Source organism: Gallionella capsiferriformans ES-2, assembly GCF_000145255.1.
Classification (GTDB): domain Bacteria; phylum Pseudomonadota; class Gammaproteobacteria; order Burkholderiales; family Gallionellaceae; genus Gallionella; species Gallionella capsiferriformans.
The window spans coordinates 1-22,212 of sequence record NC_014394.1 but is presented as its reverse complement, the minus strand read 5'-3'; the positions used below and the strand labels follow the sequence as shown (position 1 = coordinate 22,212).

Sequence of the window (22,212 nt, the reverse complement as noted above, 5' to 3'; positions counted from 1 at the left end):
ATCGGGTGGCAGGCAGCCCCGTTTTATTGCATCCTGCCGAGTTTCGTTTGCTAGAACAACGGATGCACCAGTCAGGCCGGGTTCAGCGCCATCGTGATCAATCGGATACCCTTCGGTGCCGGAACGGCTTCCTAATAACGAGTTGAGCGCCTAGCATGCACCAAAGTAGCATTACATTAAATATGCAGATAGAATGCATGTAAAACAATAAACATACCGTTTGATCCGCTTAATTATCGCTATCTTGTTAATCGAGTCCGCACACAAAAATGAAAATCTGGTGGGGTAAACTTTCCATTTCCAGCAAGCTACAACTCCCCATCCAGCTTTGTTTGCTGGTGGTGATGCTGCTGGCACAGCGCATGGCGCTCGACACCTACGAAAAAACCATCCTGGACGGCACAAAGGACAAGGCGGTACTGTCGGCAGACGGGTTGCTGGTTGCTCTGAACATGATGATGATCAACGGCGAGATACACGACGCCGGGCAGCGCGCCCTGTATGTGCAAAAAATGGGGGCTGCATCTGCAATGCTGGAATTGCGCGTCATTCGCGGTCAGTCGGTTCAGAATCAATTCGGCCCTGGCTTGCCATCGGAGCAGCCTGTCGATGAAATGGACCGGCGCGTTTTGCGTGACGGTCAACTGCAAAGCAATTTGCTGGAATTTGAAGGAAAACACGCACTGCGCGTTGTGATTCCCTTTATTGCCCAAAACGAGTTTCGCGGCACCAAGTGCCTCTCCTGCCATAACGTCCCTGCGGGCACGGTCAATGGCGCGGCGAGCATGACGATCGACTTGAACGACGATCTGGTGCTGATGCGTCGCGCCAATTACATCTTGTGGGGTTTGCAAGTCATCGTGCAGATCTTTCTGTATCTTGGCATAGGCTGGCTGATCCGCCGCACGCTGCGACCGGCGCAACAAATTCAGCTCAACCTGGAAAAAATGAGTACGGGTGATTTTACCGGCCAAATTCTTGTCTCTAACAACGATGAAATATCCGCCATTGCAAAGTCTTCGCGCCTGCTGAACGATGAACTGGGAAAGCTCATCGGCAACATCAAGCTGGCGGCAAATCATTTGTCCGGCACAGCGCAACGCGTCGCGATGGTTTCAAATATGACTAGCGAAGGCATCAAGTCACAAAGGGAAGAGACGACGCATGCCAGCGAATCGGTAACGCAGATTGCCCACTCCCTGAACGAGTCCGTTACCGGTTCCAGAAATGCGGTTTCTGTTGCCGAGACCATCGCAGAGCAAGCCGGAGAGGCAAAAATCATCGTATCGGATGCGATCATTACCATACACACGTTGGCCGAAGAAGTAAAAGCGGCCACCGAAGTAATTCAGGCGCTGCATAAAGAGAGCGACGACATCCGCGGGGTGACCAATATCATCAACGATATTGCCAACCAGACCAATTTGCTGGCACTCAACGCCGCGATTGAAGCCGCGCGGGCAGGCGAACAAGGGCGCGGCTTTGCAGTCGTAGCCGATGAAGTGCGCAAGCTTGCACAGCGCACTCAGGACGCTACGCGTGAAATCGAGAAAAAGATTGAAACGCTGCTCAAAGGTGTCGAGTCAGCCACATCCGTCATGAAATCCGGAACCAACCGGGCCGATGACAGTGTCGTACAAATCAACAAAACCAATTTGTCACTGGAAGAAATTATCCAGTCCATCACCAAAATTCGCGAAGTGAATATGCGAATTGCTGATTCAGTCGAAAATCAGAGCCTGATTGCAACGAATATCAACGACACCATCGTCAATATACGCCATGTTGCAGATCAGACTGCTTTCAGTTCTAAAAACACTTCTGCCGAAATTGAAAAAGTTGCCGAGGCGGCAGTGGAGTTGAACAAGCTCGTTGAAAAGTTCGCTGTACACGAAACGACACAAACCTTTAAAGACGCAACAAACTCGAAGAAAACAGATTCCAGTGACGTGCTATTTTAAATGCAGCGATCAATAAGGTTAGAATCGTGAAATTTTCTAGTTTTAGTGTCATGTCGTTAAAGCGGGTCTTTAAGCCGTCCGACTTTGCCGCAATCGCGCTACTGCTAGGAATTTTTCTGCTACTTGAGCTTTCCCGCTCCATTCATTACTTATTTTTTCACACAATGGTTGAGTTGTTATCCATTGTAGTCAGCATTTCCATTTTTATCTTGATATGGGCTAGTCACCGGCAACTGGCGAACGGCTATCTGATCATTCTTGGCGGCGCTTACGGCGCTATCGGATTGATCGATGTGTTTCATACGCTCACCTTCAAGGGCATGAATTTATTTCCCGCTATTGACGTAAATTACACAAACCAGTTCTGGTTGACGGCACGCTTTTTGGAAGCGGCAGCGCTGCTCGTCGCACCGTTATACATCAACAAAAAACCTAATTTATTTCATGTCAGCCTGATCTTTTTTCTGCTTGCAGCTGTCGCTGGCATTGCTGTAATTAATCGATGGTTTCCAGCCACTTTCGTCACTGGAACGGGTTTAACACCGTTCAAAATTTACAGCGAAATCATTATCATCGCGGTCATGTTAAGTGCTTTATTCCTGCTCTACCAGCGCCGAGAACATTTTGACCGACGAATATTTTTTCTGCTACAACTGTCATTGATTTTGGCGATTGTTGGCGAATTTTGTTTTACGCTCTATGCCGGATTTTATGACTTCACCCATGCCTTGGGACACTACATTCGCTTCGTTTCTGTCGCAGCAGCCCTAGCTGCACTCGTCATTTCCGGTATACGTCGCCCGCTAAATTTACTGTTTCGCGAACTATCGGAACACAGGAAAAGCCAAGATGAACTCAATCATAAGCTTGCCAAATCAGTATCCTTGCTCAATGCCACAGTAGAGTCCACTGATGATGCCATTTTGGTCGTTGACCTAGATGGCACCTGGGTTTTGCACAACAAGCGATTTGATGAATTATGGGATATCAGCGATGAACTCATCGCAAGTCAGGATGATCGCGCTGCGCTCACATACGTACTCGATCAGCTACAGGATCCCGACAGCTTCCTCGCCCACGTAGGCGAGTTATATGCCACACCAGATGCAAACTCATTCGATACGCTTGAATTCAAGAACGGGAAAACGATAGAGCGCTATTCATTCCCGCAAAAAGTTGATGGCAGGGTGGTGGGACGTGTATGGCGTTTTCGTGACATCACCGAGCGTAAAGCAATGGAGGATAAGCTGCGTTACAGTGAACAACGCTTTCAGGATGTCAGCAATGCTGCAGGTGAATATGTGTGGGAGATTGACATCAATTTGATTTACACTTATGTGTCGCTGCGCTCTATCGAAGTCAAGGGCTATCTGCCCGAGCAATTAATTGGCCACACGCCGGTAGAATTTATGCATCCGGACGATATAAATACCGTCGGCGAAATCGTCAATCACGCCATTTCAAACAAATCCGCGTTTAACTTACAACACCGCGACATTACGCCATCAGGTGAAGTGGTTTGGGAGGAAGTAAACGGCACACCATATTACGACCACAAAGGCAATGTAATCGGTCTTCGCGGCACCGGGCTCAACATCACTGACCGCAAGTCGCGCGAGAATCAAATTCATCGACTTGCCTTTTACGACCCCCTCACCAAACTACCTAACCGGCGCTTACTGAATGAACGCCTGCTTCATACACTCGCTACCATCAAGCGAAATGATCGGTATGGTGCACTGATGTTTCTGGATTTAGATCACTTCAAACCGCTCAATGATGCATATGGCCATGTTGCCGGAGACCTGCTGCTAATTGAGGCTACCCGCCGTATGGAGGAGTCCGTGCGTGCAATTGACACCATTGCAAGATTCGGCGGAGATGAGTTCGTGGTCTTACTAAGCGATCTTGAGACAAATCTGCAGGCAACTTTGTCAGATGCGCATGCCATTGCCGAAAAAATTCGTACGACACTGTCAGTCCCTTACCAGCTGACTATTTTAGATGAAAAAAATATGAATTTAACGGTAGAACATACGTGTTCTGCCAGCATCGGCATCTGTATCTTTAACGCGACCAATAGCAACGCGGACGAAATACTCCAAAGAGCAGATGAAGCCATGTATCAGGCAAAAAAATCAGGACGGAATTGCATTCGCATTCATAGCAGCACTGACGAACTGTTAAAGTGAACCAGCGCCTTCTGGATATATTCACGAATAAATAAAGCGGGGGCATTGATCAATCGTGCCTATACTCCGCAGATAATCAATGAGTTTCTGATCCCAAATCCTTTCTACTTGCCTGTATGAGGCCGTCAACATATGCTCAGACCGGCTGTTCTGCTGGCCTTGACTCTTCGGCGGAACTCAAATTACTGTGCAAGAAAGCCCTGAATGTAATTATTTTCTCAGCACAAAATTTCATATTTCCCCGCTGACAATTTTCATCTCTCCGTCCAAACTATCCACGATGGATACCTCCAGTGTTATCCGGTGCATAGGCGTAGAATGTCTCGTCAAACGAAACACGAGGCAATTGATATGACCATCACCATGCTCACTCCTGCGTTCATCCCGCCCCAGCAACTCGCCGAAGCCGTGAAGCGGCAAGGCTACGGCGTTCTCAATGCAGAGGGATTATCCCGCCTGACCGGAATCGCTTTATCAGACATGAATGCGATTCAGGCTGACTGGAACGATCTGCCGCCTGATAATTTCCTGAAAGATGGCGGGCGTTACCGCAGAAGGCGGCATTCCTGCTTCATCGCAAGCGGCGATACGCTGCTGCAAGCCCCCCACAGGGCGCACTACCAGCCACTGGAATACAACGCGCTGCACGGCGGCATGCATCGCCTGTTCGAACCGATGTCAGCTCAGCTCCTGCAATGCCCGCTGTGGCCCGCGCTGCTGCTCGCTGCGGCCGGTATCTGTTCTACTGTGAAAGGCATTCGCCCCTGGTATATCGAAGCGCACCAGTTTCGCATCGACACCAGCAACGGCATCGGGCGACCGACACCGGAAGGCGCACACCGCGACGGTGTCGATTTTGTCGCCATCGTGCTGGTCAATCGGCACAACGTCAACGGCGGAGAGAGCCGGATTTTCGAGGCGGATGGCCCTAACGGGCAGCGCTTCACGCTGAGCGAACCCTGGACGATGCTATTACTTGACGACCAACGCGTCCTCCATGAATCAACGCCCATTCAGCCCACTGCAGAGGGCGGATACCGGGACACGCTGGTGCTGACTTTCCGCTCCGGCGCTTTTCTGGACGCGGTGTAAATTAAATCCCGGGAGTATTGGCAATGAAAATCGGCGTACCTAAAGAGATCAAAACCAATGAGAACCGCATCGCGCTCGCACCATCCGGGGCTGCCGCGCTCGTTGTTGCGGGCCATCAGGTGTGGGTCGAGCAAGGCGCGGGGGAGGGCAGCGGATTTTCCGACCAGCTCTATCTCGATGCAGGCGCACAAATCGCCCCTGATGCGGAGATGCTCTGGTTGCAAGCTGAGCTCATCGTCAAGGTCAAGGAACCCCTACGCGCCGAATGGCCGCGGATACGCCCGGGGCAAATCCTGTTCACCTATTTCCACTTTGCCGCCAGCCGGGAACTGACCGACGCACATCTGGCCTCAGGCGCCATTTGCATCGCCTATGAGACTGTGGCACAGCCGTCGGGTGAATTGCCGCTGCTCACACCTATGTCGGAGGTAGCCGGGCGCATGGCGGTCCAGGAAGGCGCCAAGTATCTGGAAAAACTCTATGGTGGACGCGGTGTGCTGCTGGGCGGCGTACCGGGCGTCGCACCAGCCCATGTGGTCGTGCTGGGCGGCGGAATAGTCGGTAGCAATGCCGCACGCATGGCGGCAGGATTAGGCGCGCGCGTCACGCTGCTGGATGTGTCACTCGATCGTCTTCGCCATCTGTCCCAAACGCTGCCCGCCAACGTGCAGACGCTGTACTCCAACCGGCATAATCTACTCGAACAACTCACCAGCGCGGATCTGATCATCGGCGGCGTGCTGATCCCGGGCGCGGCGGCCCCCAAACTGCTGCGCGCTGAAGATTTAAAACTGATGCAGCCGGGTACTGTCATCGTCGATGTTGCAGTCGATCAGGGCGGCTGTTTTGAAACCACCCGCCCGACCACCCATGAGAAACCGGTCTATATCGTCGATGGTGTACTTCACTATGCGGTCGCCAATATGCCGGGCGGCGTGCCGCGCACCTCCACGCTGGCGCTCACCAATGCGACATTCCCCTATTTGCTGCAACTGGCCAGCAAGGGCTGGCAACAGGCGCTGCGCGACAGTAGCGCGCTGCGGTTCGGGCTCAATATCATCGATGGCAAGATCACCTATCGTGCAGTCGCTAATGCCTTTGATCTGGCTTACACATCACCGGAAAATTTCCTTTAACAACACCCAGATAGTATGTCCCACGCAATGTTCCTTATTACCAGTATAATTTTGCAAAGACTTCGGGATAGATAAATGAAAACCAAATTACTGTGGATCGCGCTCGCATTATTTAACAGCACACTGGCAGCCGTTGAACTGGCTCCGCTGCCGCTGCAGCCGCAAACTGCACTTTTATCTGCGCAGGTGCTCAACCGCTATCACTACAAACACGTACCGCTGGATGAAGCCACCTCCGCGAAAGTGTTCGACAACTATCTCAAAGGGCTCGACAGCGAAAGGTTTTTTTTTCTGCAAGCCGACATCAACCGGTTTGAAGCGGAACGCCCCCGTTTGGTTGATGCGGTACTCAAAGAAAACCTCAGCACCCCCTTTGCAATTTACAATCTTTATCAGCAACGCGTCACCGAGCGAATAGTCTATGCACGTTCACTACTAAGTCAGGGCTTCGATTTCGACACCCTGGACAGCTACCAATATCTGCGTAAACACGCGGCATGGCCGAAATCTGAGGAGGAGATCAACGAGTTATGGCGTCGCCGCGTCAAAAATGACTGGTTGCGTCTCAAACTAACCGGGAAAGATGACAAAGACATCAGCAACACGCTAAACAAACGCTACGACAACACACTGAACAGCCTCGCCAAAGTTAAAAGTGACGACGTGTTCCAGCGCTTCATGAGCGCTTACGCCATGACCATTGATCCGCATACGGACTATTTTGGCACCCGTGCGTCAGAAGACTTCGACATTTCGATGCGACTTTCTCTGGTCGGCATCGGCGCGGTACTGCAGGATAAGGACGACTTCACCACCATACGCGAATTGGTGGCGGGGGGGCCTGCAGCCTTGTCTGGCAGACTCAAGGTAGGCGACCGTATCGTCGGTGTCGGGCAGGGCAACAGTCCAATTACCGAAGTACAAGGGCAACGGCTGGATGACACCGTTGCACTGATACGCGGGGCTGAAGATACAGTCGTGCGGCTGGACATACTGCCTGCAGAGGCAACACCTGACGGCAAACACAAACTCATCACGCTGATTCGGAAAAAAATTACGCTGGATAAACAAGCTGCAAAAAAATCCATTCTTGATGTCACTGATGGGGGCGCAACCCGCCACATCGGCGTGATCACCCTGCCAGGATTTTATCTCGATTTTGCCGCACGCCAACGGGGTGACAAAAATTTTAAAAGCGCATCCCGCGATGTCTCCCAACTGTTGAAGGAATTCAAAAAGAACAAGGTCGACAGCGTGCTGATCGACTTGCGCAACAATGGCGGCGGCTCGCTGGACGAAGCGATCGAACTGACCGGCTTATTCATCGACAAAGGGCCCGTGGTGCAGCAGCGCGATTCCAAAGGCAAGATCAGCGTGTCCAGCGATCTGAATTCAGGCATGGCTTGGCAGGGTCCGTTAGGTGTGCTGATCAATCGCGGCTCGGCATCCGCCTCGGAGATTTTTGCCGCCGCTATCCAAGATTACGGCCGGGGCATCGTGATCGGAGAAACCAGCTTCGGCAAAGGTACCGTTCAATCGGTCGTCGATCTGGACAGTCTGTTTAAAAGTCCCCAGCCTAAATTTGGCGAACTCAAGATGACCATCGCCCAGTTCTTTCGTATTAATGGCGGCACCACACAGTTGCGCGGTGTCATACCCGACATTACGCTGCCCAGCATGATTGATGAAGAGGAGTTTGGCGAGTCCAGCTATGACAATGCGCTGCCGTGGTCACAAATCAAGGCGGCTGATTACACCAAAGCCGGTGACCTCGCGCCAGTCGTACCCTTATTGATCCGCAAGCACGATCAGCGTGTCGCCACCGACCAGGAATTCAAGTACCTGCAGGAGGATATCAATGAATTCAACACCCGCCGCCGTGAAAACCGGATTTCACTCAATGAAACAGAGCGGCGTCACGAGCGCGAAGTGCAGGAAGCGCGTATTAAACTGCGTGATAAATTCCGGGGCGATAAATCAGAACCCGCTGGCACAGGCTTCCAAGATGACGGCCTGCAAGCCAATGAGCGCAATCTGGAAGCGGACATTGCCCTTGAAAATACCCGCAAGAATGCTAAAGACGTGCTGCTCAATGAGGCCGTGCATATACTCAGTGATGAGGTCGCCTTGTTAAAATCAAAATCCAGACTCGCCGCTAGCGCCTTACCCGAAATTCAGTAGTTCTAACAAACATATATCATTTGTTGCAAAGGCCTGGATACGCAAGCATCCAGGCCTTTGCATTTCGAAACTACAGTCGATTCGATACAATCACGCTGGGACGCGCGCTGATGCGAGAGAACCAAACCGCCAAATTTGCGTGCGCGCTGCGCCAATCTCGCGCTGCCTGACGCAAATCCAAATAGAGCAGGGCGCTGACCAGCGCAAGATCCGCCAGCGTAATCGCATCCCCCTCGCACCATTCACGTTCGCCCAGCAATTGAGCCGCATAATCCAGTGCGTGCGTGACCGCCAGATTATGCATATCGAGGACGGCCTGACTTTGTTTGTCCTCAGCTCGCAGGCTTTCATTGCGCACCACGATCGCCGAATCCATGATGCCGTCAGCCAAGGCCTCCCATCGTTTGACGCGCAGACGGGCGAGGGGGTCGGTGCGCGGAATCAGCACGGGTGCATCGTTCAGCGTGTCGGCATAGTCGGCTATCACAGACGAATCGAATACGCAAAAACCATCATCGAGTATCAGCGCGGGAATGCGCCCCAGCGGATTTACCTGCAACACTAAGCTTCCCGGTTCGCTCGGCGGATCGATAACATATTCGTGAGGGATGTTCTTTTCCAGCAGAACCAGTCGCGCCTTGCGCACGTAGGGACTGGTGTGAGTACCGAGCAGCTTCATGTCATTCCTTTATCCGATTGAAGCGGCATACTTTAGCACCGGCTGGGTGATGCCGTGCTGGCATTTTTTCATAAACTAATCGCCTAATTTGATTTGCGGGTAAATTGTCATCTTCAGATGTTTCACGTGAAACAATTTTAAATCCCCCGGCGAGGCTGCGCCACGACCACTATCTGCGCACGCTTGATCAAACTGTGCTCGCCGAAACTCACCGAAGCCAGCATACGCGCAAAACTGATACTGACGCCGGTCGATCAATATTGTGACGCATGCCTGCCGGCTTTTGCCTCCACAGGTACGCGCATCACCTGCATTCAATATAAACCTTTATTTTCAAACACTTGAGAACCTAGTTTTCTATAACGCGGTACAATCGATTTATTCACTTCGCTCGAGGCTTACCCCTTGCCCGCACAACAACAGGCGATTGTAGCGATTTTTGAGAGGCCACCTCTGCAAGTCACGTATTCATTGGGCTGCAGGGCAGGAGGCCTAAGAATTTATAATTTGGCGCTATACAGGGCAAAAAAAAACAGCACCGTAGGGGTGCTGTTTTTTCAGGCTCGAAATATTATCGACTGATGGATTTGGCAATTGCGATGGAGGGATTGACCTCACGTCGTAAAATTTTGCCATTTTTAGTACGCGGAAAATCGGTCGCGATATAAATCGTTTTGGGCGCCTTGTACGCGGCAAGATGTTCCCGCCCGAATGCCAGCAACTCATCGGCCGTGGTCGTGCTACCCGGATGCAAAATGAGATAAGCCACCACCAGCACCTTATCCTTTTCGATCTCCTCACCGACCGAGGCGCAATCGGCAACCGCCGGATGCGATTTCAACACCCGCTCGATTTCATAGGGAGAAACCCGATATCCGAAACTCTTGATGATGTCGTCCTTACGCCCGAGAAACCAGATGTAACCGTCCGCATCATAGCGCGCGTAGTCGCCTGTGAAGAACCAGCCGTCATGCACAAGCTTAGCCGTTTCCTCAACCATGTTCCAGTATCTCAGAAATAACCCGGGATCATTATCCGGCACGCAGATCATACCTTCTTCGCCGGATGCGACCGGCTGCAGTGTTTCCGGATCGAGCAGCTGAATGTTGTGGCCGGGCTGCGCAAATCCTGCCGAACCCGGGCGGATAGGGCGCGACTTGGTCTGGCACAGATAATAAGAGAACTCGGACATGCCGACCGCCTCGTAAATATCCACCCCGAAACGCTCGCGCCACTGAGAGAGCACCTCATCCGACAAATGTTCTCCCGCGCTCATGCAATAACGCAGGCTGGGAACATCCGTCTTGGTAAAGTCGCTTTTTTGCACGATCTGGCGGTAAATGGTCGGTACGCCGACAAAGATCGTCGCACTATGTTTCTTGATCAGCCGTGGCCAGGTATTGGCGTCATTGCGCCCTTCATGCACGATCACCGTCTTGCCCAAATACAGGGGGTCCATCAGACCGGAGCCCAACACATAGGTCCAGTTAAATTTCCCCGAATGCATGATGCGATCATTTACGTCTGAAAAATCAAACCAGTAAGTCGATGCCGGCGTACGACCTATCATGGAGCGGTGAGAATGCAACACCCCCTTGGGATAGCCGGTTGTTCCCGAGGTGTAAACCAGATAGGCAGGATCGGTCGCTTTGGACGGATAGGGTGCCTCAAATGAGTTGATCGCAGATAACGCCGAATCCAGATCAAGAATATCCAGGCCTGCCACCTCCAGCGCCTCTCCCGGGCCTGACAGCAAGACGTGACGCAGATTGGGCGCGCTGTGCAGACTGTCTTTCAACGTCGCCCATGCCGCCTTGTCAGTGACCAGCACGGAAGCCCCTGAATCCTGCGCCAGATAAGAAACTTCCTCGGATGTGAGCAGCGTTGAGGTCGGTACGGCAATCGTACCGCGCTTCATTGCCCCCAAAAAGGCGGTCGGATAATCCAGGCAATTAGGCAGCCGGATCAAAATGCATTCGCCATCGCCCACATCGAGATTGCGCAACAGCTGGGCAAAACGACTGGTGCGCTCGGCAAGTTCCGCAAAGGTTATTTGCGAGGTACCGAGCTTGTCGTCTTCGACGATCATCGCAATGTTGCCGGCCGCAGGCGTACCCAGATGCGCATCGGTACAGGCAACGCCTATATTGAAATTTTCCGGCACTTGCCAGACCCAGGGTTTAAACGGTGCAAAGTTTGACATAGTGCCTCCTAAAGAATGACGCCATATGGCCAGTTTTCGCGAACTACCTGCGTGGGCATCAGGTGCAGTACGGTCATGGCGAAATCGCTGTCTTTTGCACTCAACGCTCGCAGCGAATGCGCCCTGAGCAGTGTTTGCAGCGCCTTGCCGAACATCGGCGGATCGAGCATTTCGCCATCGATACGGATCGCGCCGCCCAGCAGCGCATCCGCTTCGATAGCCGCTTTCAGGATGCGCACCTTTTGTGCGATGTCGGTAGGCGAGGGGGTATAAGCGACCTTACACAAATGAATATGCCCCGGATGGATGACCTGCTTACCGGTCAACCCCATCGCGGCTTCCTGGCAGGCATGCTTATAGACGATGCGCGATTCATTCTCACCGTGCAGGTCCAGCCAGCGCCGCACATCGTGCGGCTCGATATATTTCTCCGGCATGCTGCTCGAACCAATCAAGGTTTCCACGCCGCCGATCACACCTTTACCGGCGATACGCGCTTCGAACATGATCTGATTGAGGAAATATTTGAGCTCTTCCGTCCAGTTTTCCGGGGTAATTTGAATACCCATCGCCTTGGAGAAATCGTGAATGCCGAATACCACGTGCTTGACGGTGTTGTACTGCATCAGGTCAGGCGCAATTTTGAGCGATTTGGGATGCTCGATAATGGGCTGTATCGAAATCGGATGATTGAGCCCCGCCAGAAAACTGGATAAATCGCGCACTTCCGCCGCGCCATACGCTTCGCCCGCTTTTGCGAGCATCACGACATCGATGTGTTCTGCCAGATCTCGAACCAGCGCCATGTCGTGTTCATATTCTTCGGTACGAAACGGATTGACCCGTATCGCGATAGCCACTTCATTGCGGCGTTTAAACTGCGGCAACTCCAGCCTTAACAGCGTACGACTCATTTCCTTTTGCCGACAACCGTCTTCCAGATCGAAGATCAGCGTATGCGCATGGGTCTGGTGCGCATATTTTTTCATGCGCTGCCCGGCCGCCTCCAGATCTTCATAAATACCCTGAGCGGGGGAATATTTTACCGGCGGATAATACAACTGAATTCCAGGCCAGTAACCACCCAGCATGTTAGCCCCTGCCTCTTCGGCACCACCTTGACTACCCGTCGTATTCATATATCCCCCGGTATTATTGTCGCGTTACTCCGTCGCAATTCTCACCATTACTGATTTATTCAAACTGATTCAAATAATGATGATCGTCTGTCAAACACAGACCAAGACGCCACTCCATCGGCTTATCGCCATAGGTATAAGACACCCGCTCTATACTCAGCAAGGGCGTACCTTGTAGCAGGCCAAGCGCCGTTGCAACCTCCCCGTCCGCACCTATCGCAGTGAGTTTTTCTTCGGCGCGCACCATGCGTATGCCCAGTTGCGTTTCATATAAGCGGTACATGGAACCTTTTAACGCTTCGATGCGCTCGGTCGTCACGCCCTTGAACAGCGCGGCAGGAAGGATGATACGATCCAATATCAGTGGCTTGCCCGAAAACAGCAACAGGCGTCTGATTTCAATGACAGAGCTTCCCGTCCTAATGTTGAGTGCCCTTGCGATTGCCGCTGTCGCCTTAGACTTTTCGCAGGACAGCAGCCTGTTATCGAGCAATTCTTTACTGCCATCGGCGGCTACCAGACGCAAGAAGCGTAACTTGACAACTTCTTCGGTGTGCGTTGCGACAAACGTGCCTTTACCCTGCCTTCTCACTACGATATTTTCTGCAGCCAGCTCATCGATCGCTTTGCGCACAGTGCCCTGACTGACACCAAAGCGCGCCGCAAGATCCATTTCACTCGGTATGGCTGCACCCGGCACCCACTCCCCGGTAATCAGGCTTTGCGTCAGCAACGCCTTGATCTGCCGGTACAGCGGCTGAAAACTGGGATGAGTCGGTGATGATTTCATTTTTCGTGCACCAAAATTACGTTAAGGTAATTAAATCACGCCGCTATTTTTAAGTCTAGTGTTTTATATCTTATATAAGACATAAGAATATCATTGACACTGAATTTTTACACCGATAGAATCCGGCTGTGTGTCAACTTAAACACCCAGCGCACCATGGCACTTCAAACAGGGAGCATCATGAACAACTATTTTCGACCTCGCCGCTCTATGCTCTATGTTCCGGGTTGCAATACCCGCTATCTGGAAAAAGCGCGCAGCCTGCCCGCAGATTCGGTCATCCTCGATTTGGGCGATCCGATACTGATATCCGCCAAGGAAACCTCCCGTCACAACGTCGTAGATGCAGTCAAACAAGGCGGCTATCGCGCAAGTGAAGTAGTGATACGCGTCAACGACCTTGAATCGCCGTGGGGGTATGATGACATCAAGGCTGTCGCCAATATTGGTGCCGATGCCATCCTGTTTTCCCACATTGAGAGCCGAGCCGGACTGTTACGCGCGCTGGAAGCATTAGATCAAGCCGGCGGGCACAATATGCCGGTGATGGTGATGATCGAAAGCCCGCTTGCCGTACTTCACGCCGAAGCAATCGCCAGCGCATCAGATCGTATCGCCTGTCTGGTGATGGCCACTTCCGACTTAACCTCTCAGTTGCACGCACACACTACCCGGGATCGCATTCCACTGCTAACCAGTCTGTCTATGGTTATACTAGCTGCCCGCGCCTATAACCGCGCCGTTGTCGATGGTATCAACAGCCATTTTAAGGACATCGAATCCTTTGAGTATGCCTGCCGGCTCGGGCGCGACATGGGCTTTGACGGGAAATCGATGATTCATCCGCTGCAATTAACCTATGCCAACGATGCCTTTACGCCCAAACCCTCAGAAGTTAAAACAGCCCGCGAAATTATCAGCGCACTGTCAGAAGCCAATGCTGCAGGCCGGGGCACCGTGGTGGTTAATGACAGGCTGGTTGAACGGCATAATATTGAGGCAGCTGAAAGGCTGCTTGAATTAAGCGAAATGATTGCAAAACTGGAGGAGGATCATGCATAAGTCAACTGCCAATACTGAGCCCGGTCGAGGTAATTTCTTTGAAGACTTCCATTTCGGTCAGGTCTTGCATCATGCGACGCCGCGCACGATCACAGACGGCGATTGCTCGCTGTATATCGCATTAACAGGTAGCCGGCAGCCCATGCACTGCGCACAACCTGTCGCTCATGCGCTGGGTTATCGCGATCGCACGGTGGATGATTTACTCGCTTTTCACATCGCGTTTGGCAAAACCGTGCCTGACATCTCCGTTAACGCGGTGGCGAATTTAGGCTATGCGAACGTAAAGTTTGTTCGTCCTGTGTATCCTGGCGATACCCTGAGCACGACGTCCACCGTAATTGGACTCAAGCAAAATTCCAACGGTGCAAATGGCGTGGTGTATGTGCATTCGGTGTCACATAACCAGAACCGTCAGCCCATACTCGAATGGGTCCGATGGGTCATGGTACACAAACAAAACACCAGCCTGCCCGCACCTGCGACCGTGATTCCAGAACTGGATGCCTACGTAGCGCCAGATACGCTGAGCATCCCCGATTTCGCCGATTTTCACCGCTTTGAAACCAAGGTAACCGGCAGCCAAAAACTGTGGAATGATTATCAGCGCAGTGAGCGTATCAATCACCCGGCGGGCATGACGGTAGATGACAGCGATCACACCATGGCAACCCGCCTGTATCAGAATAACGCAAGACTACATTTTGATGCGCTGATGATGAAAGACACCCAGTTCGGACGCCGTCTGATGTACGGCGGACATGTGATTTCACTGTGCAGGGCACTATCCTACGACGGACTTGAAAATGCCATCGGCATCGCGGCCATCAATGCGGGTACCCACAGCAATCCCTGTTTCGGTGGTGACACAATCTATACATGGACAGAAGTACTCGATTGCTGGGAACTGCCTGGCAGGCAGGATTTGGGTGCACTGCGTCTACGCATGGTGGGACTCAAAAACCTCCCTGCACGCGAGTTGCAGAATACGCATACAGAACAAAACGGCCGACAGGTCTATCACCCGAATGTGGTGCTTGATCTCGATTACACCGTCTTAATGCCACGCAGATAAGGAATATCACTATGTCACTCCTCACACACCCGAACGATGCACTGTTTAACGGCGAAAAATCTTTCCCGGTCATTCCCAGCTGCGAGCATTTTGCTGGCAGCGAAAAGCTGATCCTCAAAGCAATGTCGCTGCAAGATACATTAGGACCCATTTTCGACATCACCTGCGATTGCGAGGATGGGGCTGCAGCAGGTCAGGAAAGGGAACACGCTGAAATGATCGTACGCGTGCTGAATTCGCCCGCCAATAAGCATAAAATGGCAGGCGCACGCATCCACGATTACACGCATGCAGCTTGGCGTCAGGATGTGGATATACTGGTAGGCGGCGCAGGACAATTGCTGACGTACATCACGATCCCAAAATGCACTAAAGCAGCACAAGCTGCTGAAATGATAGGCTATATTCAGTCTGTTGCGAGCGCTTGTGGCATCGGTCTGGAAATTCCCATCCATATTCTGATTGAGACCCACGGCGCACTGCACGATGCCTATGAATTAGCCAGCCTGCCCTGGCTGCAGGTACTGGATTTTGGCCTAATGGACTTTGTCAGCGGCCACTATGGTGCAATTCCGGCATCCGCCATGCGCAGTCCCGGCCAGTTCGAGCACCGTTTACTGGCGCGCGCCAAGGCGGAAGTTGTCGCAGCCGCATTAGCGCACGGTGTTGTTCCCGCGCACAACGTGACGTTGGATCTGAAAAATACCGAAACAACCTTTAGCGATGCGAGCCGTGCCCGCAACGAATTCGGGTTCATGCGTATGTGGAGTATTTATCCGACCCAAATACAGGCCATTGTCGATGCCATGAAGCCGAATTACGACGAGGTGACGATTTCAGCCAACATTTTGCTTGCAGCGCAAGCGGCAGAATGGGGTCCGATTCAATATGACGGCGAACTGCACGACAGAGCGACTTACCGATATTTTTGGGAAGTGCTGCAAAAAGCGCGTGTTACCGGCGTTACAATTCCGGAGAGTGCAGTGAACGCATTTTTTAGTTAGTCAAACGGCCTGCACACCCTCGGCGTGCAGGCCGTCAAAAAAGCTTCAAACATGCCAATTTCCCACCTGCAACAAATCGCTGTCCACCCCATCAAAAACGCATTGCAATCGGTTCTAAGGCCGTTTAAACACTCCTAACAGTCAGACATAACCCACATTGCAACAAGTTTTAGGAAAATGTCATCACAACGGACTTATACATCCAGATTTTTAGCACCCAAAGCGTTTTTCTCGATAAATGCGCGGCGTGGTTCAACCAGATCGCCCATCAGTGTCGTGAACACCTCATCAGCAGCAATCGTGTCTTCGATACGTACCTTGAGCAAAATACGGTTTTTCACAAACATGGTGGTTTCCCACAATTGTTCCGGATTCATCTCGCCCAACCCTTTGTAACGCTGGATACTTAAACCGCGCTTAGCTTCTTCTAGCAGCCACTCGATGGCCTGTTTAAAACTGGCAACACCGCGTTTTTGTTCGCCACGTGTAACATAGGCAGTTGGCGACATTAAGCCGTCAAGCGCATCAGCGGTTTGACGGATCTGTTTATAATCACCGCCTTGCAGGAAATCCTTGTCCAGAAAACTGATTGAATAATTGCCGTAGTAGAGCTTTTCAAGACGCAATCTCAACTCACCCTGCTCATCATCCTCTACAGTGACTTTAATGACACCGCCACTGGCAGATTCTAGCAACTGAGCGCTTTTTTGCGCTTCGGTTGCATCATCCAGAGAAAGGGTAGGTAAAATCAGCAAGGCGTGACTGGCTTCAGGCGCAATAAAATGGGTCAAACGGTCAATCACTGCTTCCGCCAGGAAATACTGTTTGGCGATCTGTTCCAGCGTCTCACCCTGTATGGGTGCTGCATCCAATGCAGAATACAGCGAAGCATCTTTCAATGCATTGCCCAGCAGATAGCTCTTCATCTCCAGATCATCCTTGAGATAACGCTCTTCGCGGCCTTGCTTGATCTTGTACAGTGGTGGCTGAGCGATATAGATGTGGCCACGTTCAACCAGTTCAGGCATTTGACGATAGAAAAAGGTCAGCAGCAATGTGCGGATATGCGAACCGTCGACGTCCGCATCGGTCATGATGATAATGCGGTGATAACGCAGCTTGTCAGCGTTATATTCGTCCTTACCGATACCAGTACCGAGCACCGTGATCAGCGTGGCGATTTCTTGTGAGCTGATCAGTTTTTCGAAACGTGCTTTTTCAACGTTCAGAATCTTACCTTTAAGCGGCAAAATCGCCTGAAATTTACGGTCGCGCCCTTGCTTAGCTGAACCACCCGCGGAATCACCTTCGACTAAATAAAGTTCAGACAGGGCGGGATCTTTTTCCTGACAATCAGCCAATTTACCTGGCAACCCCATGCCATCGAGTACCCCCTTGCGACGGGTCAAATCCCGCGCTTTTCGCGCCGCCTCGCGCGCGCGCGCCGCCTCAATGATTTTGCCTACAATAATTTTTGCATCGTTAGGCCGTTCAAGCAAAAATGCGCTCATCTGCTGACCGATCAGTTCTTCGATAACCGGGCGCACTTCAGAAGAAACCAGTTTATCTTTAGTTTGTGAAGAAAATTTCGGGTCAGGCAACTTAACCGACAAAACAGCCGTCAAGCCTTCACGCATATCATCGCCAGTAGGCTCAACCTTAGCCTTTTTCGCAAGCTGTTCGGCTTCAATGTAATTGTTCAGTGTGCGCGTCATTGCGGCGCGCATCGCAGTAAGGTGAGTTCCTCCGTCGCGTTGAGGAATATTATTGGTAAAACACTGCACACTTTCCTGGTAGGTATCATTCCATTGCATGGCGATTTCAGCCGTCATACCGTCTTTTTCGCCGATTGCATGAAAAACAGTCGGATGTAACGCGGTCTTGTTACGATTCATGTAATCGACAAAACCTTTGATCCCGCCGGTAAAAGAAAAATTTTCTTCCTTACCGTTACGGTGATCGATCAGCGCAATTTTTACGCCATTGTTCAAAAAAGACAATTCGCGCAAGCGCTTAGCCAGAATATCGAAATGAAATTCGATCAAGCCGAAAGTTTCTTTCGCTGCCAAAAAGTGTACTACCGTACCTTTTTTCTTGGATTCACCGATCACCTTGAGCGGGGCTACCGGATCACCATGGCGGAATTCCATGAAATGCTCTTTACCTTCACGATAAATAGTCAGTTTCAACCATTCTGACAACGCATTAACCACCGATACACCCACACCGTGCAAACCACCTGAAACCTTATATGAATTACTGTCAAATTTTCCGCCGGCATGGAGAATTGTCATAATAACTTCAGCAGCAGAACGGCCTTCTTCCTTGTGAATATCGGTAGGAATCCCGCGACCATTGTCGCTGACGCTGATTGAATTATCAGCATGAATAATCACATTGATTTCATTGCAATGTCCAGCCAGCGCTTCATCGACCGCATTATCGACCGCTTCAAAAACCATATGGTGTAAACCAGTACCGTCATTCGTGTCGCCGATATACATACCGGGACGTTTACGGACGGCCTCCAGGCCTTTAAGCACCTTGATACTGGTTGAATCGTATTCACTCATGGGTTTCTTTCCTGCTGTTAGGTTGTTTCACGTGAAACATTACAAAATCTTCAGATACTGTTCATTTTACAACTAAATTCGCATCGGCATCACAACGTATCTGAACTCTAAGTCATCAGGCGATGTGATAAGAATACTACTGTTCGGATTGCCAAAAGAAAATATTGCCATCTCACTATGTACGCTGCTCAAACCATCCATCAGATAATTGACATTAAAACCAATATCAATAGCTTCACCATGGTAATCCGTTTCAATTTCAACCTGAGCCTCTTCCTGTTCGCTGTTGCTGCTGATAATACAAAGATTTTTCTCAGTCAGAACAAAACGGACGCCGCGAAATTTTTCGTTAGAAAGAATCGCAGCTCTTTGCAACGCCTGCTGCACCAAGGTCCGGTTGATACTTAGATGATTGGTATAATTTGGTATAACTCTTTGATAATCTGGAAATTTTCCTTCAATCAGCTTGGTAGTAAGTTCGATTCCAGAAAAAGTAGCTTTCAATTGCTGTGATGAAAATTCAAGCTCAATGAGCTGGTCGTCATCGCTCAATAATTTGGAAAGTTCAACAATCGCTTTACGAGGAATGATAATTTCAATTTTTTCAGAACTAGATTCAATCGCTATAGCGTTATACGCCAAACGGTGACCGTCCGTAGCAACGGCTCTGAAAATATTGTCTTCGATGACAAAAAGAACACCGTTTAGATAATAACGCACATCCTGCTGTGCCATCGCAAATTGAACAGAACTAAATAATGCTTTCAAAGCACGCTGACTCAACGAAATTTTTCTAGCGTCAGCGAGTTGATTGCTCAAAGTAGGAAAATCCTGCGCTGGCAATGATTGCAGATTAAATTTGCTTTTGTTTGATTTGATCTGAGCCTTATTTTCTTTAACTTCGATAGAAACCTTGCTCTGATCTGGGAGTATACGCAAAATTTCTTGTAATTTTTTCCCGCCGACTGTAATTGCAGCGTTCGATTCATGGTCTGCACCAGTTTCAATTGTAGTCGTAATCTGAATTTCTAAATCTGTAGCAGTAAAGCGAATTTTACCTAATTCTTTTTCAATCAATACGTTAGATAAAATTGGCATCGTTTGTTTACGTTCGACGATACCAATGACGACCTGTAAAGGTTTGAGTAAAGTTTCTTTTTCTATCTTTTCAATAAACATAATATATATACCTAATAAGACTAATAAATAGCTTCTATTTTGGTGGATAAGTCTAATATATTAAAATATACAATGACTTATGAATAAAAAATGGGTGTCGCATAACTGTTCGCGCAGTGTGAGTAAATTGTGAATAACTTTAGTCGATTCATTTAATTCAAAGATATGCACATTTTATCTACATCTAAAACACAAGGTTATCAAAAGCTGAAATTGCAACTGAAAATTTTACGAATAACCAAAAATGCAGAAATTGAGAAAAAATTCAGTTGAAATTTAGAAATCGCCTTATGTTAAGAATGTAATATATATACATAACAACAATAATAATGTTTACTTTATCTGTGGATAAACAAAAATAATCATTTAAAAACAGTATGTTAATTAAAATAAATGGTTGTCGGTAGATTGTTCATTCATCAACTGTTCAATGTTGATAAGTTTATCATTTTATGAAATGTGTAAAAAAATACACAACTTATCCACAAGAAAATCACAATGTTATCCCGTGAGCGTTTGAAGCAATATTTTATAGTCGGCATCAATCGTTGTATCACCCGCCCTGAGTGTTGCGATCGTTTGGCAGGCGTGAATTACTGTCGAATGGTCTTTTCCGCCAAAGGCATTGCCAATTTCAGGCAGGCTCATCGTTGTCAACTCACGCGCTAAGCTCATTGCGATTTGCCTGGGGCGGGTTAAGTTGCGCGTACGCTTTTTGGATAGCATATCGATAATTTTAATGCGGAAATAATCAGCAACCGTTTTCTGGATGTTATCAATGGAAATCTGGCGACTTTGTGCGACCAGAATATCCTTTAGCGCTTCTTTTGCAGTATCGACGGAAATAATACGCTTGTGAAATTTGGTGTAGGCCTCAACACGCTTGAGTGCGCCTTCTAGTTCACGAACATTGGAATTGACGTGTTTTGCAATAAAAAAGGCAACAGCATCATCCAGAACATAACCACTAATGGCGGCTTTTTTAAGCAATATGGCAACCCGCATTTCCAGTTCGGGCGGCTCGATAGCTATCGTTAAACCCCAGCCAAACCGTGAAACCAGACGACTTTCGAGCCCCGTGAGCTCCTTAGGAAAGGTATCGCTGGTTAAAATAACCTGCTTGTGGGAGTCAACCAGGGTGTTAAAGGCATAGAAAAACTCTTCCTGTGTCTTGTTTTTACCGGCGAAAAATTGAATGTCATCAATGAGCAGTACATCCAGAGAATGGTAATACTGTTTGAATTCCTCAAACTTATTGGTTTGGTAGGCGCGAACGACGTCTGCGACGTAGCGCTCGGCATGCATATAGCAAACTTTAGCCTGAGGGCGATTGATTAGAATTTGATTGCCAATAGCTTGAGTCAAATGAGTTTTTCCAAGGCCAACGCCGCCGTAAATGAACAGGGGATTGTAGGAAACACCTGGTAATTCAGCTACCTGAGTGGCAGCGGCGAAGGCTAACTGATTTGCTTTCCCGATAACAAAATTGTCAAAAGTTAAGCTTTGATTGAGTTTTCCATAACCTCTGAAAGAGGTTTCAATTTTAGGTTTTAAATCGCTAGTTGTAATTTTTTTCTCAGGCGGTGGTGCGATAGGCATTGAATTGGCTGTAGTCGATTCGACTACGCGAAATTCAAATTGTGGAACAACCGGATAAGTGAGCTTTGCCTGTCGATTAATTTCCGGAAAAAAACGATCCTGTAAAATTTTCAGGGCAAAAGAGCTGGGCGCTGTCAAAATGAAACAGCTATCCTCGCAGGTAAGTTTGAGAGGTTTGATCCACGAATTGAATTGCTGGGGTGGCAGGCTCTTTTCAAAAGAGCTGAGACAGGCATCCCAAAAGGCTTTTTCTTGCATATATACCTAATATGGACGTGCAAAGTAGCAACAGGTAAGCGCTATTCTACAGATCAGAACAAAACTTATCCACAGGCAATCAACAGTTA

General features: G+C 49.7%; 15 protein-coding genes. 8 read left to right on the top strand and 7 right to left on the bottom strand.

Annotated features, from left to right (window positions below):
- Positions 1 to 269 precede the first annotated feature (269 nt).
- The 5 genes from GALF_RS00085 (at position 270) to GALF_RS00065 (ending at position 8,562) form a co-directional block, all read left to right on the top strand.
- The gene (locus GALF_RS00085; RefSeq protein ID WP_013292003.1) at positions 270 to 1,961 is read left to right on the top strand and encodes a methyl-accepting chemotaxis protein; all 1,692 of its coding nucleotides are present in this window, start codon (positions 270 to 272) and stop codon (positions 1,959 to 1,961) included.
- A 26-nt stretch (positions 1,962 to 1,987) separates the two neighbouring features.
- Positions 1,988 to 4,153: a sensor domain-containing diguanylate cyclase gene (locus tag GALF_RS14700; RefSeq protein WP_150102540.1), complete on the top strand. Its 2,166-nt coding sequence runs from the start codon at positions 1,988 to 1,990 to the stop codon at positions 4,151 to 4,153.
- A gap of 318 nt (positions 4,154 to 4,471) precedes the next feature.
- The gene (locus GALF_RS00075; protein ID WP_223293711.1) at positions 4,472 to 5,245 is read left to right on the top strand and encodes a 2OG-Fe dioxygenase family protein; all 774 of its coding nucleotides are present in this window, start codon (positions 4,472 to 4,474) and stop codon (positions 5,243 to 5,245) included.
- A 23-nt stretch (positions 5,246 to 5,268) separates the two neighbouring features.
- Positions 5,269 to 6,381: an alanine dehydrogenase gene (gene ald / locus GALF_RS00070; protein WP_013292000.1), complete on the top strand. Its 1,113-nt coding sequence runs from the start codon at positions 5,269 to 5,271 to the stop codon at positions 6,379 to 6,381.
- A 75-nt stretch (positions 6,382 to 6,456) separates the two neighbouring features.
- Entirely contained in the window at positions 6,457 to 8,562 is a 2,106-nt protein-coding gene (locus tag GALF_RS00065; protein ID WP_013291999.1) for a carboxy terminal-processing peptidase, read from the top strand.
- Between the two features lie 70 nt (positions 8,563 to 8,632).
- On the opposite strand, the gene GALF_RS00060 is transcribed toward GALF_RS00065, so the two are convergent.
- From GALF_RS00060 to GALF_RS00040, 4 genes are all read right to left on the bottom strand, one after another.
- Positions 8,633 to 9,241, bottom strand: a complete 609-nt coding sequence (locus GALF_RS00060) for a glutathione S-transferase N-terminal domain-containing protein (protein ID WP_013291998.1) — start codon at positions 9,239 to 9,241, stop codon at positions 8,633 to 8,635.
- Positions 9,242 to 9,812: 571 nt separating this feature from the next.
- Positions 9,813 to 11,444, bottom strand: coding sequence for an acyl-CoA synthetase (locus GALF_RS00050; RefSeq protein WP_013291997.1), 1,632 nt, complete (start codon positions 11,442 to 11,444; stop codon positions 9,813 to 9,815).
- An 8-nt stretch (positions 11,445 to 11,452) separates the two neighbouring features.
- Positions 11,453 to 12,583 (bottom strand): HpcH/HpaI aldolase/citrate lyase family protein, encoded by a 1,131-nt coding sequence (locus GALF_RS00045; protein ID WP_013291996.1) that lies wholly within the window; start codon positions 12,581 to 12,583, stop codon positions 11,453 to 11,455.
- Positions 12,584 to 12,638: 55 nt separating this feature from the next.
- On the bottom strand, positions 12,639 to 13,373 hold the full coding sequence (locus tag GALF_RS00040; protein ID WP_013291995.1) for a GntR family transcriptional regulator: 735 nt from the start codon (positions 13,371 to 13,373) through the stop codon (positions 12,639 to 12,641).
- A 180-nt stretch (positions 13,374 to 13,553) separates the two neighbouring features.
- Here GALF_RS00040 and GALF_RS00035 point away from each other — a divergent pair, with 180 nt between their 5' ends.
- From GALF_RS00035 to GALF_RS00025, 3 genes are read left to right on the top strand one after another with little or no spacing between them, the layout of a single operon-like run.
- Positions 13,554 to 14,435, top strand: a complete 882-nt coding sequence (locus GALF_RS00035) for an HpcH/HpaI aldolase/citrate lyase family protein (protein ID WP_013291994.1) — start codon at positions 13,554 to 13,556, stop codon at positions 14,433 to 14,435.
- On the top strand, positions 14,428 to 15,510 hold the full coding sequence (locus GALF_RS00030) for a MaoC family dehydratase (protein ID WP_013291993.1): 1,083 nt from the start codon (positions 14,428 to 14,430) through the stop codon (positions 15,508 to 15,510). The genes GALF_RS00035 and GALF_RS00030 overlap by 8 nt, the downstream gene beginning before the upstream one ends.
- Before the next feature lie 11 nt (positions 15,511 to 15,521).
- The gene (locus tag GALF_RS00025; RefSeq protein ID WP_013291992.1) at positions 15,522 to 16,514 is read left to right on the top strand and encodes an HpcH/HpaI aldolase/citrate lyase family protein; all 993 of its coding nucleotides are present in this window, start codon (positions 15,522 to 15,524) and stop codon (positions 16,512 to 16,514) included.
- 194 nt (positions 16,515 to 16,708) lie between these two features.
- Here GALF_RS00025 and gyrB read toward each other — a convergent pair whose 3' ends face one another.
- The 3 genes from gyrB to dnaA form a co-directional block, all read right to left on the bottom strand.
- A complete protein-coding gene (gene gyrB / locus GALF_RS00020; RefSeq protein WP_013291991.1) occupies positions 16,709 to 19,087 on the bottom strand; it encodes a DNA topoisomerase (ATP-hydrolyzing) subunit B in 2,379 nt (792 codons plus the stop codon).
- 72 nt (positions 19,088 to 19,159) lie between these two features.
- On the bottom strand, positions 19,160 to 20,266 hold the full coding sequence (dnaN, locus tag GALF_RS00015) for a DNA polymerase III subunit beta (protein WP_013291990.1): 1,107 nt from the start codon (positions 20,264 to 20,266) through the stop codon (positions 19,160 to 19,162).
- 501 nt (positions 20,267 to 20,767) lie between these two features.
- Positions 20,768 to 22,123 (bottom strand): chromosomal replication initiator protein DnaA, encoded by a 1,356-nt coding sequence (gene dnaA / locus GALF_RS00010; protein WP_013291989.1) that lies wholly within the window; start codon positions 22,121 to 22,123, stop codon positions 20,768 to 20,770.
- Between the last annotated feature and the right edge of the window lie 89 nt (positions 22,124 to 22,212).

Coding starts and splice junctions, on each gene's coding strand:
- GALF_RS00085 (WP_013292003.1), top strand. CDS start 270: ATGAAAATCTGGTGGGGTAAACTTTCCATTTCCAGCAAGCTACAACTC.
- GALF_RS00075 (WP_223293711.1), top strand. CDS start 4,472: ATGTCTCGTCAAACGAAACACGAGGCAATTGATATGACCATCACCATG.
- ald (WP_013292000.1), top strand. CDS start 5,269: ATGAAAATCGGCGTACCTAAAGAGATCAAAACCAATGAGAACCGCATC.
- GALF_RS00065 (WP_013291999.1), top strand. CDS start 6,457: ATGAAAACCAAATTACTGTGGATCGCGCTCGCATTATTTAACAGCACA.
- GALF_RS00060 (WP_013291998.1), bottom strand. CDS start 9,241: ATGAAGCTGCTCGGTACTCACACCAGTCCCTACGTGCGCAAGGCGCGA.
- GALF_RS00050 (WP_013291997.1), bottom strand. CDS start 11,444: ATGTCAAACTTTGCACCGTTTAAACCCTGGGTCTGGCAAGTGCCGGAA.
- GALF_RS00045 (WP_013291996.1), bottom strand. CDS start 12,583: ATGAATACGACGGGTAGTCAAGGTGGTGCCGAAGAGGCAGGGGCTAAC.
- GALF_RS00040 (WP_013291995.1), bottom strand. CDS start 13,373: ATGAAATCATCACCGACTCATCCCAGTTTTCAGCCGCTGTACCGGCAG.
- GALF_RS00035 (WP_013291994.1), top strand. CDS start 13,554: ATGAACAACTATTTTCGACCTCGCCGCTCTATGCTCTATGTTCCGGGT.
- GALF_RS00030 (WP_013291993.1), top strand. CDS start 14,428: ATGCATAAGTCAACTGCCAATACTGAGCCCGGTCGAGGTAATTTCTTT.
- GALF_RS00025 (WP_013291992.1), top strand. CDS start 15,522: ATGTCACTCCTCACACACCCGAACGATGCACTGTTTAACGGCGAAAAA.
- gyrB (WP_013291991.1), bottom strand. CDS start 19,087: ATGAGTGAATACGATTCAACCAGTATCAAGGTGCTTAAAGGCCTGGAG.
- dnaN (WP_013291990.1), bottom strand. CDS start 20,266: ATGTTTATTGAAAAGATAGAAAAAGAAACTTTACTCAAACCTTTACAG.
- dnaA (WP_013291989.1), bottom strand. CDS start 22,123: ATGCAAGAAAAAGCCTTTTGGGATGCCTGTCTCAGCTCTTTTGAAAAG.